12 protein-coding genes are annotated in these 12,427 nt (G+C 60.7%); 5 read left to right on the forward strand and 7 right to left on the reverse strand.

Going from position 1 to position 12,427, the window contains the following annotated elements; translation table 11 throughout:
- The first annotated feature begins 1 nt into the window (after nucleotide 1).
- Nucleotides 2-964 (forward strand): NAD(P)-dependent oxidoreductase, encoded by a 963-nt coding sequence (locus ACZY1F_RS17320; RefSeq protein WP_463943354.1) that lies wholly within the window; start codon nucleotides 2-4, stop codon nucleotides 962-964.
- A gap of 413 nt (nucleotides 965-1,377) precedes the next feature.
- Here the strand turns inward: ACZY1F_RS17320 and ACZY1F_RS17325 are convergent, their stop codons facing one another.
- The 4 genes from ACZY1F_RS17325 to ACZY1F_RS17340 form a co-directional block, all read right to left on the reverse strand.
- The gene (locus ACZY1F_RS17325) at nucleotides 1,378-1,554 is read right to left on the reverse strand and encodes a CsbD family protein (protein WP_463943355.1); all 177 of its coding nucleotides are present in this window, start codon (nucleotides 1,552-1,554) and stop codon (nucleotides 1,378-1,380) included.
- Nucleotides 1,555-2,185: 631 nt separating this feature from the next.
- Complete coding sequence (locus ACZY1F_RS17330) at nucleotides 2,186-3,400, reverse strand: trans-sulfuration enzyme family protein (protein WP_463943357.1); 1,215 nt, start codon at nucleotides 3,398-3,400, stop codon at nucleotides 2,186-2,188.
- Nucleotides 3,401-3,430: 30 nt separating this feature from the next.
- The gene (locus ACZY1F_RS17335; protein ID WP_463943358.1) at nucleotides 3,431-3,898 is read right to left on the reverse strand and encodes an Lrp/AsnC family transcriptional regulator; all 468 of its coding nucleotides are present in this window, start codon (nucleotides 3,896-3,898) and stop codon (nucleotides 3,431-3,433) included.
- Between the two features lie 18 nt (nucleotides 3,899-3,916).
- The gene (locus tag ACZY1F_RS17340) at nucleotides 3,917-5,452 is read right to left on the reverse strand and encodes an amino acid permease (protein WP_463943360.1); all 1,536 of its coding nucleotides are present in this window, start codon (nucleotides 5,450-5,452) and stop codon (nucleotides 3,917-3,919) included.
- A 653-nt stretch (nucleotides 5,453-6,105) separates the two neighbouring features.
- Between ACZY1F_RS17340 and ACZY1F_RS17345 the strand changes: the two genes are divergently transcribed.
- The 4 genes from ACZY1F_RS17345 to ACZY1F_RS17360 all read left to right on the forward strand — a co-directional run bounded on the left by ACZY1F_RS17345 (nucleotide 6,106) and on the right by ACZY1F_RS17360 (nucleotide 8,615).
- The gene (locus ACZY1F_RS17345) at nucleotides 6,106-6,411 is read left to right on the forward strand and encodes a hypothetical protein (RefSeq protein ID WP_463943362.1); all 306 of its coding nucleotides are present in this window, start codon (nucleotides 6,106-6,108) and stop codon (nucleotides 6,409-6,411) included.
- Nucleotides 6,408-7,316, forward strand: a complete 909-nt coding sequence (gene pdxS / locus ACZY1F_RS17350; protein ID WP_463943363.1) for a pyridoxal 5'-phosphate synthase lyase subunit PdxS — start codon at nucleotides 6,408-6,410, stop codon at nucleotides 7,314-7,316. Before ACZY1F_RS17345 ends, pdxS begins: the two co-directional genes overlap by 4 nt.
- 113 nt (nucleotides 7,317-7,429) lie before the next feature.
- Nucleotides 7,430-8,089 carry an AmiS/UreI family transporter gene (locus tag ACZY1F_RS17355; RefSeq protein ID WP_463943364.1) on the forward strand — a complete coding sequence of 220 codons (660 nt, stop codon included), beginning with the start codon at nucleotides 7,430-7,432 and terminating at the stop codon, nucleotides 8,087-8,089.
- 70 nt (nucleotides 8,090-8,159) lie between these two features.
- A complete protein-coding gene (locus ACZY1F_RS17360; protein ID WP_463943366.1) occupies nucleotides 8,160-8,615 on the forward strand; it encodes an Lrp/AsnC family transcriptional regulator in 456 nt (151 codons plus the stop codon).
- Between the two features lie 554 nt (nucleotides 8,616-9,169).
- On the opposite strand, the gene ACZY1F_RS17365 is transcribed toward ACZY1F_RS17360, so the two are convergent.
- The 3 genes from ACZY1F_RS17365 to ACZY1F_RS17375 all read right to left on the reverse strand — a co-directional run bounded on the left by ACZY1F_RS17365 (nucleotide 9,170) and on the right by ACZY1F_RS17375 (nucleotide 12,211).
- Entirely contained in the window at nucleotides 9,170-9,628 is a 459-nt protein-coding gene (locus ACZY1F_RS17365; protein WP_463943367.1) for a lyase family protein, read from the reverse strand.
- Between the two features lie 128 nt (nucleotides 9,629-9,756).
- Complete coding sequence (locus ACZY1F_RS17370; protein WP_463943369.1) at nucleotides 9,757-11,172, reverse strand: aldehyde dehydrogenase family protein; 1,416 nt, start codon at nucleotides 11,170-11,172, stop codon at nucleotides 9,757-9,759.
- A complete protein-coding gene (locus tag ACZY1F_RS17375) occupies nucleotides 11,165-12,211 on the reverse strand; it encodes a homoserine dehydrogenase (protein WP_463943370.1) in 1,047 nt (348 codons plus the stop codon). Before ACZY1F_RS17375 ends, ACZY1F_RS17370 begins: the two co-directional genes overlap by 8 nt.
- Between the last annotated feature and the right edge of the window lie 216 nt (nucleotides 12,212-12,427).

The raw sequence follows: 12,427 nt of genomic DNA on the forward strand, positions 1-12,427 counted from the left end.
CATGACGACGCCTACGCCGGGGCAGCCAACACTGCCCGGCACCCCTCGGTCCGTTGCCCTCCTGGGCACCGGACCGATGGGTGCCCCCATCGCACGAAACATCCTCCACCACGGCGTTCCACTCACCCTGTGGAACCGCACCCCGGAAAAGGCCCGCGCCATTGAAGGCGGCACCCCCGCCGCCTCCCCGGCCGACGCCGCACAGGACATCGTCCTCACAGTCCTGCCCGACCTGCCCCAACTTGAGGCGCTGCTGCACGGGGACGACGGGCTCCTGCACGGATGGAAAGCCGCCGGAATAGAGCACCCCATCCTCGTGATCCACGGGACCGTGTCACCGGTCGCTGTCGCACAGTTCGCTGACGACTGCCAACGCAACTGGGCAGTCACCGTCATCGACGCGCCCCTGAGCGGCGGGACCATAGGTGCCGAGGAAGGCCGGCTGAGCATCATGGTCGGCGGCCCCCGGGACGCGGTGGAACGCGTGACACCGGTCTTCGAGCTCTACAGCTCCACAGTGATGTGGTTCGGCGAAACCGGTGCCGGGTCAACCGTCAAAGCATGCAACCAGATCGTCGTCGCCGCCACCGTAACGGCTTTGGCCGAGGCAATGGCCCTCGCCGCCACAACAGGACTGGACCTGGAGAAAGTCCAGACCGTGCTGGCCGGCGGCCTGGCGAACTCCGAAATTCTCGCGCAAAAGGGAAGGCGCTGGATCGACCAGGACTTCGAAGGCGGCGGCTCAGGCAAAAACCAACTGAAGGACCTCAGGTTCATCACCGAAATTGCCGGGCACACAGGACTACAACTCCCGCTGGCGGCGTGCCTTCAAAACGCGTTCGAAGACATGGTCGCGGCAGGCGACGGCGACCTGGACCACACAGGGATCTACCGCACCATCCACACCCAACCACTTGCGGAACGCGCCACCAGTTATTTGGCCGGGCCGATCGTAGACCCCTAGCTGCTGACAATTGCATGAGCGTTTATCCATGAGCCGGGAGTAGTACTGCGAATGCTTTAGTTGCCTGTTGGAGGGGGTTGATGGTTCTTGAGGAAGATCCTAAAGTGCGCAATCTCAACCGCATACTCACCCAAGGGGCCGGCGGCGGCTGGGGGAGGTGCACGTGGTCTCAGCCGTACACCTTCGCCGCCGGCCTCGCCGTCCACATTACGGCCGCGAGCTGAAGGGCACCCGGGTATCGGGTACCCAATTCCCACAAAGGCCTTACCTGCCGGGTAGACGGAAGCAGATGGCCTCCGTACCTCGTTGCTGCCAGGGTCACAAACGGCAAGGACCTGTTCCCGCTCCTTGATCTTCCGGGCACAGCAAAGGGCGCACCCAGTTCCCTGAGTGCGCCCATGGTTGCGGCCTAGTCAGTCCTTTTTGAAGGCGTCCTTGACCTTCTCGCCGGCCTGTTTCAGATCTGCTTTGGCCTGGTCGCCCTTGCCTTCAGCTTTCAGGCCTCGATCGCCTTTGGCTTCACCGGCAGCTTCCTTGCCCTTGCCGCCGGCCTTCTCGGCAGCGTTTTCAATCTTGTCGCCTAATCCCATGGTGTTTCTCCTCTGGTTGGCAGCCGTTCGCATTCGGCTACGAATATAACATTCGGCTACGAATATAATAAGCATGCTTAGGACATTTTTTTCAAGTCCCGCCTCCGGTATTTCGGCAACTCAAGAAGGCTGACTGGCGAGAAGTGACGTGGCTGCCGTGGGAGCCTGCATGAGATGCATGAAACCTCCAGTTTCCGCGCTGACTGCAACACATCAGCATGACTGCAGCGGTATTCGCTTGCGGTCCGCGCCAGCTTCTGACCTTCGAAAACGCCGGATTAGTCATGGAACGGGAGTTCTGGCAGCTACTCCTAAACCCGTGCGTAACCGGCCATATGTCGGCCTGTCCTCGCACGCTGGACTTGGCCCTCTTCATGGGTAACAGGCCCGCAGGCCGAAGCCGGCGCTCAGATGCGGACGGAAACTACTTCGCCCTGCGAAATGTTGATGATTGCTGATGAGGGCTGAAGTTGTAGCCGACGGGAACCGCAGCAGCTGACGCTGGGGGCAATGGCGGAGCCGGCACCCGTTTTGGCGTTTGGGTACCGGCTCCTGGTGGCCATTACCAGGTGGTTCATCGTGGATCTCTGTTTTACGGGTGCATGGCCCGTGGGTGACGGAGCGGTCGGGACTATTGTGTTGAGAACGTGCTGTTGAGGGCGTTGGTGATGTCGTCGATGAGGTCTTCTGGATCTTCCAGACCGATCGACAGGCGCAGGTGTCCGTACCTGAGGAATGGCTCCGGGTAGGTTTCGCTGCCGCCGCGGCTCTCTGGACCGGCGTGAACGATTAGGGTTTCGTCGTGGCCCAGCGACACGGCTGAGGTGATCACGCGGAGGTTGTTCACGAAGCGGTTCTGCGCATCTGAGTCGCCTTCCACCGCGAAGGCGAGCATGGCGCCGTAGCCGCGGTCCCCGAATTGCTTGCGGGCCAGTTCATGCTGGGGGTGCGAAGCGAGGCCCGGGTACGTTACGTAGGCAATTCTCGGATCCGTTGCGAGGGCAGCTGCTACTTTCTCGGCACTCTGGAAGTGCTGCTTCAAACGAAGGGGCAGGGTAACGGAGCCACGCATAATCATCCAGGCGTTGAACGGAGAGATGACGCCTCCGACGGGGACGATCGAGTCGAGCCTGATGCGATGGATGTGTTCCTGGCGGCCGATAACAACCCCGCCCATGGCATCGCCGTGGCCGTTAATGTACTTCGTGAGTGAGTGAATGACGAAGTCTGCGCCGTCTTCGAGCGGACGGTAGAACGGCGGCGGCGTGAATGTCCCATCAATGCTCAGCAATGCCCCGGCACCGTGGGCAATCTCTGCCAGGCTGGCTATATCGGCGACCTTGGTAGTGGGGTTCGCGATGGTCTCCGCGTGCACGAGCCGCGTGTTGGGTCGAATGGCGGCGCGGACGGCATCGAGATCTGCGACATCGACGAACGTCGCTTCGATTCCGTATTTCTGGGGCAGCAGCACGCTGAACAAGCGCCAGACCGCTTCATAGGTGACGTCAGAGACGACGATATGATCGCCGGATTTGAGCAGGGTAAAGAACATCCCATGGAGGGCCGCGACACCGGTGGCGAAAACAGCCGCTGCCTCGCCGCGTTCGAGTGCTGCCAGTTTCGTTTCCAGCGCCTGCTGGTTCGCGCCGGAGTTCCGCGTGTAAACGAGACCTCCGGCGTTTGACCAGTTCATCGTGGAGGGATCTTCTGGCAGCAGGTAGGAGTTCGCCATGATCAGGGGAGTGCGCAGTGCGCCGGTTCCCTGATCGATGTTGTTGCCTCCGTGGACGGCCCACGTGGATTCACGCACCGATTCCGGGAGGTGTTTATCAGGTTGACGCTTCATGTCTTTATATCTTTCTTTCCGGTGTGACTGCTATTGACCGATGGGTTGGCGAGGGGGCACGTGAGTAAGCAACGGCATTGTCATTGAGACCTCAAGGGAGAGAACAGCAAACTGTCTGCGGAAGTACTCCGTGATGTTCTCCAGCCGCGCCTGATCGGAAACTTGCAACCTGATCAGCACGGACTCGTTTGCGCTCAGCATTTCGGCCGTGACAATTTCAGGTATGGATTCCATGCTGCGCAGCAAATCCTGCCCGTTTCGTCGGGGATCCGGAATGATGGAGATCAACGCAAAGACCGGCCGTGTGGCAGCGTCAGGGTAGTTGCGCACAATGGTGTAGCCACCGATGTGTCCTGTCTGTTGAAGTCGTTCCATCCGTGCTTCGCATTCTTCCTGGCTGACTCCTGCCCGTGTAGCCAGGGCCTCGATGGGTAATCGTGAGTCATCCTCAAGAATGCGGAGGATCTCCTGATCCACCCGGTCAATCTCGTTCGGCATTATCGGCACCCCTTTTGGTCAGTCTTTGGAAGATGCGCGCGGACGTGCCAGTTCCGGCAGGACCGGGACAGCCCCGGTGTACCCCTCGCGTGCTTCCGCGATTTCCCGGACCCGGCGTCGCACCAGGAACCAGCCGATGACAAGGAGTACGCCGACGATCGGCAGGGAGGCTACGGTGTACGTCCCTACGGGGAAATCCATAGCCGTCAGGACGACGCAGGTTGCAAGGAAGATCAGCACGGCAATGCTGCTGTAGGGCGCCCATGGCATCCGGAATGAGGGGCGCTGCATCTTTCCTTGTTTGGACCATTGCCACAGCCTGAGCTGGCAAGCAACAATGGTGGCCCAGGAACACATCAGCAGAAGCGCGGAAATGTTCAGGGCGATCTCGAATGCCGCTTCGGGAACCACGGCATTGAGCCCGACACCGACCAGGGAAACGACCGCTGTTAGCAGGATGCCAACATAAGGCACGCCATTGCGGTTCATCTTGGCCGCCACTGCCGGTGCGGAACCGTTCACTGCCAGGGACCGCAGGATACGCCCCGTGGAGTACATGCCTGCGTTGAGGGATGAGAGGGCGGCTGTCAGAACGACGAAATTCATGATGGCGTCGGCACCGTCGACACCGAGAGATCCGAAGAACGTCACGAAGGGGCTCACGCCTGCTTTGTATGCCGTGTAGGGCAGGAGAAGGGTCAGCAGCAGGACAGAACCGACGTAGAAGATCGCAATTCGGAACACGACAGAGTTGATGGCTTTCGGCATGACCTTCTCGGCATCTTCTGCTTCCCCGGCGGCGGTGCCCACAAGCTCGATGGAGCCGTAGGCGAGGACAACGCCTTGGGTCAGGACTACGGCGGCGAGAATGCCGTTAGGGAAGAAACCGCCGTTGTCGGTGATGAGGCTGAAACCGACTTCCTGGCCAGGAACCGGGGTTCCGAAGATCACGAACCAAACACCGATGACCAGGAAGATCACCAGGGCGGCGACCTTGATGAAAGAAAACCAGAATTCAAACTCGCCAAAGAACTTGACCGACGCAAGGTTGAGGGCGACAACCAGCACCAGGGCGGCCAGGGCAAAGGTCCACTGCGGAATGTCGCCCATCACGGGGACGTACTTCTTGAAGAAGTTCAGATATAGAGCCACTGCCGTGATGTCGAAGATCGCGACAGTGGTCCAGTTCAGCCAGTAGATCCATCCGACGGTGTAGGCCAACTTCTCACCGAAGAACTCGCGTGCGTAAGAGACGAACGAACCTGACGAGCGGCGGTGCATGACAAGCTCGCCGAGCGCCCGGATGATGAGAAAAGCGAAGAAGCCGCAGACGGCAAAGATCAGAACAAGGGCAGGCCCTGCACTGGCCAGTCGGCCTCCGGCACCGAGGAACAACCCTGTTCCGATGGCGCCGCCGATGGCGATCATTTGGACCTGGCGTGGCTTGAGCCCCTTGTGGTATCCGGCGTCTTCGGCGTGCAGGCGGTCGCTGGACTCCGTTGTCCGCGTGGGTGACTCTAGGGCGGGCGTAGGCCCGCCGGTGCTCTCAGACATGTAACTCCGTAAGTTTGGTGCACTCCTCCGACCGGTTCTCCGGTTGGAACGGTTATTTCCCTCGTGGTGCCATTGCTTTCCACCACGTCGAATGCCCGGAACTTCTTGGGTCCGAGCCTCGGGAATATCCAGATTCGTCACCCGTGTATAGGTGAGGACTGTGACTTGGATCAATGCTATGAATCCGAAAGCCGCATATCAATGACATATATTTACACCAATGATTAAGTAAAACCTTACGAATCTCGCTGATTCAGCGTTCTGTCGACTGGGCGGGTGACAAAGGGCCCATTAGGCAGAAGCCTGGGTTCGGCTCCGTTCGTGCTGGCGGTCAAGGACCGAAACGAATACGGCCATGGCGGTGAGCCCGGCTGCCAGGAGCGGGGGAAGGTGGATTGCGCCGTAAGGCACCTCTCCCCGTCCTCCTCTAGTCGCGGCACGCCCCAGAGGTAACCAATAAGGCTTAACTAAATCATTGACAATGATATTGAGGGTTGGACTTCCGAGTCCCTGTGCATACGCTGATAATTGCTGCGGTCCGCAGGCATGATCTGACGTCAACAGGGGCGGGTCAATACACGCGCTGCCCACTGCGCGGACTGCCTCGAACCGCCAGCCCCGGCAATGAGCCTGACTGCGAGAAAAGGAAAAGCATGGCCAGCACGCGGACTGAGGTCCGGCACAACCTTTCGATGTCTGACCTTGCCACTTATCACGCACGAGAGATGGCCGAAGTCCGCCACATATCGCGTATCTCGCCAGGCGACGACATCGAGGCGCGTTCGGACGGGACCACTTACCACTCGGGACGCGTGACGGAAGTACTCCCGGACATGAGTCTTTTTTGGATCTTTGACGATAGGTCCCAGCTGCGAAAGCTCATCGAACTGAATGAGTTCACTGTATTTGTCCATGAGAATCACGAACCCGATTCGCCCACGTCCGAGGAGCAGGCATGACCAGTCAAGAAACAAGCACCCCCGGCCAAACCGGGTCCAGCCGTGTTAAGCGGGGCATGGCTGAGATGCTCAAGGGCGGCGTCATCATGGACGTCGTCAATGTCGAACAGGCCCGCATCGCCGAAGACGCCGGTGCCGTTGCAGTGATGGCGCTGGAACGCGTTCCGGCCGATATCCGTGCCCAGGGCGGCGTGTCCCGCATGTCCGATCCGGACATGATCGAGGCGATCATCGACGCCGTGTCCGTGCCGGTCATGGCCAAGGCCCGGATCGGCCACTTCGTGGAGGCCCAGGTCCTGCAGTCGTTGGGCGTGGACTACATTGACGAGTCCGAGGTCCTGACCCCGGCCGACTACGTCCACCACATCGACAAGTGGAACTTCAAGGTTCCCTTCGTCTGTGGCGCCACCAACCTTGGTGAGGCGCTGCGCCGCATCAACGAAGGCGCGGCGATGATCCGTTCCAAGGGTGAGGCCGGCACCGGTGACGTCTCCAACGCCACCGGGCACATGCGCCAGATCCGCGCCGAGATCGCCAAGCTCGCGGCCTTGGCCGAAGACGAGCTCTACGTCGCGGCCAAGGAACTGCAGGCCCCGTACGAACTCGTCAAGGAAGTTGCCGCCGCCGGCAAACTCCCCGTGGTGCTGTTCACCGCGGGCGGCATCGCCACCCCGGCTGATGCTGCGATGATGATGCAGCTCGGCGCCGACGGAGTGTTCGTCGGCTCCGGCATCTTCAAGTCCGGCAACCCGGCCCAGCGTGCCGCCGCCGTCGTGAAGGCCACCACGTTCTTCGATGACCCCGACGTCATCGCCAAGGCCTCCCGCAGCCTCGGCGAAGCCATGGTCGGCATCAACGTCGAAGAAATCCCGCAACCCCACCGCCTCGCCCAACGCGGCTGGTAAGCAACGCGCAGCTAAGCATCCCAACCACAGAGTGGAACCCCCGTTGCGACATTAAAACGAGATCCGCTCGATGGCGAAAGGCCCATTCGGCGCCGGAAGGAACTCATAAATAAATGGATACTGCAGGACTGCTGCTAGTGGGTGCCGTGCTCTTCGTGAATGGCCTGGTACTGCTGGGTCATGCCGACGCACGCAACGCTGCCACGATCAACATCTTCGTGGGAGTCATCCAGACGCTAGTGCCTCTGTTCATGCTGGCAGTTGCCAACGGCTCCGACGACGTATTGAAGGCCGCCCCGATCTTTCTCTTCGGGCTGACGTATCTATGGTCAGGCACTACGAACCTGACCGGTCATAGGGGTACAGGACTTGGTTGGTTCTGCATCTGGGTAGCGGGGATGTCCGTGGCTTTCTCGGCCATCAACCTTGTCCATCTCCATGACGCCAAGCAAGCCATCATATGGCTGAATTGGGGCGTTCTTTGGGCTATGTTCTGGCGGGTGCTGGCCGCCCGGCATACAACCCAGCACATCCGAGTGGCGGGCTGGTCAGCCATCCTCATGTCAGCGTGGACGTGCACCGCGCCGGCGACCCTGGCCATGATCGGGCTGTGGAGTGACCTCCCGCTCTGGAGCGTCATTGTGGCGACCGTAGGGACCATCGTGGCCGTTCCACTGCTTTCGACACGTGCGGTAGCGTCCCAAGAAGTAGTCGTGGGCCCTTTAGATGGGCTGCAAACGGTTAGGCATGTGGACATGCTGCGCCGCCCCTAACGCGTTGTGCACCGGCAGTCGCGGTCGTGAGACCGCCCACACGTTCAATCCCCTTCAGACAGGAGCACCGATGCCCAAGAGTCCCCGTGATGAGATCGATGCGCAGATTCTGGCCGAGCTTCGACGCAATGCCCGTATCAGCCTGGCCCAACTCGGTGGGACGGTCCTGCTGTCCCGCAACGCGGTGCGGCAACGGATCGAGCGGCTTGAACGGGACGGCTATATCCACGGCTACACCATCAAAGAATCAGCGGGGGAGGGGACGCCCACCGTCAACGCCGTGCTGTTGGTTCAGCGCCATGACAGGATGCGGGGCAGTGATGTCATTGCAGGGTTGCGGGCTATCCCCGAGGTGGCCACTTGTGATGTGGTCAGCGGCGAACTTGACCTGGTCGTCAGGGTGGAGGCGCCCGACGCCGCGAGAATTCAGGAAATCTGGCTGAAGGTTTCAGAATTTCCCGGCGTCCGGGACATCACCACCGCGCTGTCGCTGTCGACCGTCATCCACAGACAAGCGCCGCGCTAGAGACAGCGCGGTTTCTCATCAACGTCGCAACCCTGACTGAAAAAGGTGCTGTTTATGGAGACGCTCGGCGCGTTTTTGCGGAAAATAGGGGCCTGCGGCGTGGCGGATAAGCGACCCGGATATGTTCAGCTGATCAAAGAGGGGCATTCGAACCCTGCGGCATTTAGGATCCTCGGCATCATCCGAAACACAGGAAGCCGGTGGCTGAACGAACGTGCATCGAACGAAAATACTGTGCTTGCTCGGCAGCCCGTAAGGGAGTGGATCTCAGCGCAGTGGAAGAAGCGGAACTCCGTTTCGCCGGTGATGAATCAACGGCAGGCCAAGGGCCGTCCTTGGGTGGGACAGGGCAACGGTCCGGTTCGCTTCCCACCAAGCCATTGCCGCGTTTTAGCCACTGCCGTCGTCCGGTGCCGTCTTAGGCGTGGTTCCGCTGACCACAACCGGGGACAACCCTCATAGGTTATCAACCGCTACGACTGCCAGGGGAGCTACCCCAACGGCTCCCCATCCCAGCCGTGGATAACCCGAATTGACCCCAGCCAGAGCCGTCATCACTTCCGTCCTGAGCCGTCCGCACCGACGAGCTGGCTGTCAGTGGGGATGGACGCCAACGCCTGCCCGCGCCCGGCGAACGCAGCCGAGAGTAGAGCCAGACGATCCAGGAGGTCCTGCAGCGCGAACACGAGCGCCAACCGCACCGCCGTCGGGTAGACGTCATTGGTGGACTGGCACTTGTTGACGTGTCCGATCGGGTCGATCACGCTGTAGGAACCACCAGGGTGTCCCAGTGCCTTCAGGGCCAGGTTGGCGATGACCTCGTTGGCGTTCATATTCGTCGAGGTCCCGGCCCCGCCTTGGATGACGTCTACGGGAAAGGCGTCATCGACGTCGCCCGAGGATACGGTGTCGCAGACCGTGGCAATGGCCTGGTCGATATCGGCCGGGATCAATCCCAGTTCGGCGTTCGTCAGGGCGGCAGCTTTCTTCACATACGCGAGGGCGCGAACCAAGTACCGGTGCGATCCCAGTTGAATGCCGCTGATGGGGAAGTTCCGGATCGCTCACTCGGTGTGGATGCCCCACAAGGCGGACTTGGGGACCGCCAGGGACCACAGGCCTGTTCAATTTACCTCTGTGTTCATGAGGCAATCGCGATGACTTTGGGCTGCGTCATTTCCTCATACGCGAACCGGACACCTTCCCGGCCCATGCTGCCGTACTTTGAACCCCCGAATGGCATGGCATCAAGACGGTAATCCGATGAATCATTGATCATCACGCCGCCGGCGTCGATGGCCTTGGCGGTATCCAAGGCGCGGCCCAGGTCTTTCGTGAAAACCCCGGCTTGAAGGGCATACTCACTGTCGTTCGCCAACTCGATGGCTTCCGCAGCGGAATCGAAGGGCTCAACAAGGACGACGGGAGCGAATAGCTCTTCGCTCCACGCCTCGCAGGTGCGCGGGACTCCAGTGAGAACGGAAGGCGTCAGAACCGGTCCTTCCAGAGCGCCGCCCGTGAGCAGTTGCGCGCCAGCGGACACTGCCTCATCGATCTTTCGCTTTGCTTCGGCGGCGGAGGCGCTGCTGATCATAGGCCCGACGTCAGTTTGTTCATCGCGGGGGTCCCCGCTCTTCAGGGCCGCGGTTGCGGTTACGAACGCCTCCAGGAAGCTGTCGAACACTGACCGCTGGACCAGAATCCGCTGGGCACCGATGCAGTTCTGTCCGGCGGCCCAAAAGGAGCCGGAAACGCTTGCTTCGACGGCGGCCGGGACGTCGGCGTCGTCGAAAACAATGACGGGTGCGTTTCCGCCGAGTTCCATCGAGAGTCGTTTGATGCCGGCATTTGCTGCGATGGCCTTGCCCGTGGCGAAACCGCCCGTAAAGGACACCATGCGGACCAGCTTGGACGAAATGATGGCTTGCGCGACCGTGCGGTCACCCAGGACAACGATGACGAAGTCCGAGGGGAGACCGGCTTCCCGCAGCAAGTCCACGAGGAGCATAGCGGTCAGTGGCGTCTGCTGCGACGGCTTAAGGATGACGGTGTTGCCGCCTGCGATCGCCGGCCCAAGCTTGTGCGCCACTAGGTTCAAAGCGTCGTTGTAGGGCGTGATGGCTGCGATAAGCCCCAGCGGTTCACGGGTGAACCATCCCTGACGGTTCTCCGAGCCAGCGAAAGAGTCGAACGGCACGACTTCCCCGACGTTCCGGCGGGTTTCCGCGGCAGAGAGCTTGAGCGTGTTGACCGCCCTGGAGACCTCTTTGCGTGCCTGCCTGATGGTTTTTCCGGCTTCGGCGACGATGAGCTCGGCGACCTTCTCCGACCGTCGCTGCAGAAGTTCTGCTGCGGTATCCAGAATTCGGCCCCGTTCATGGCGGGGCATTGCTGCTGCTGCCGGAGTGGCGGATGCAGCGCGGATGAGCTCCACGTGGACATCTGACTCGGTGCACTGGGGAAGCGCTGCCAAAACTGTACCGTCGAACTTATTGTGCACCAGCAAATCAATGGTTGTAGCGGCCATCTTGGTGTCGGGAATGGCTGTTTCAGGCACGGACGGCTCCTTTGACGAATTCGTCGACGGCAATGATGTCGGAAATGAGTGCGTAGGCGGTTTCGACGCGGCCGGCTCCAGGGCCGGAGACTGTGACGGCACCCAGCAGGTCGGTGCTGAATGACACGGCATTCGTGGCACCGGAAATGCCTGCTAAAGGGTGGTCTGCGGGAAGCGCGATGGGCTGGACGGTGGCCACAACGCGCCCGTCGTCGGCGCGGCAGGCTTCACCGACGAGCTTCCAACGTAATCCGTTTGCCATCGCTTGTGCGACGTCGTCGCTGGTGATGTCCTGAATTCCCTTGGTGTCCACCTCGCCGGGCTGCAGATTCGCTCCGAGCAGTTCGTTGGCGAGGATGGCGACTTTCAAACGGACGTCGGAGCCGCCGATGTCTGCGGTTGGGTCTGCTTCGGCATATCCGCGCTCCTGCGCTTCGGCGATGGCTTCGTCCAGGCGTAGCCCGGCTTCCATCCGGCCAAGGACGTAGTTGCTGGTTCCGTTCAGGATTCCCTGGACCGAATTGAGTTCCAAGCCTTCGAGCATTTTGTGTGCCAGACGGATGACGGGGGTGCCGCTCATGACGGAGCCTTCATACTCGAACCGGACTCCGTTGCTGGCAGCCAGTCGGCTCAGTTCCCGGCCGTACAGGGCCACAGGACCCTTGTTGGTGGTCACGACGTGCTTGCCGGACTCGATGGCCCACTTTACGTGCGATACAGCCGGTTCCCCGTCGACGGGGCTGGTGAAGGTGGCTTCGACGACAATGTCGGCCGGGCTGTTCTTAATGACTTCTTCGTTGCGGGGATCAGAGCTTCCACCAGGAAGTCCCTTGAAGGAGGACCCACGCGGCATTGCAAGGATGGCAGCCAAGTCGATGCCGTCGCCCTGAACGAGTGAGCCAAAGGCAAGGTCGGTGATGGCCACGACGCGAAGCTCAAATCCGAGGGAAGCAAATCGCTGCGGTTCGTCTCGGATCAGTTCGGCCAGAGCGCGGTTGACGCCCCCGAAACCGATCAGGGCCAGGTTGTAGGTAGTCACGGGATCTCCTTGGTTGGGCGATGATGCTGTCCTATAAGCCTCTGTCCGGAGAGTGTCAGTTGCCTAGGAGCGGATCGGTCGTCGATGATGACGAAACGACCAAAGGCGCGGGCAAAAAATGAATTAACGACCGTAGTCCGGAGAGCAGGTCCCCGAGCCTGTGGTGCACGCTAAGGAGCACTAGGATGCACTGAGTTAGAACTCGGACCCCTGCCC

Source organism: Pseudarthrobacter xylosi (genome assembly GCF_055412765.1).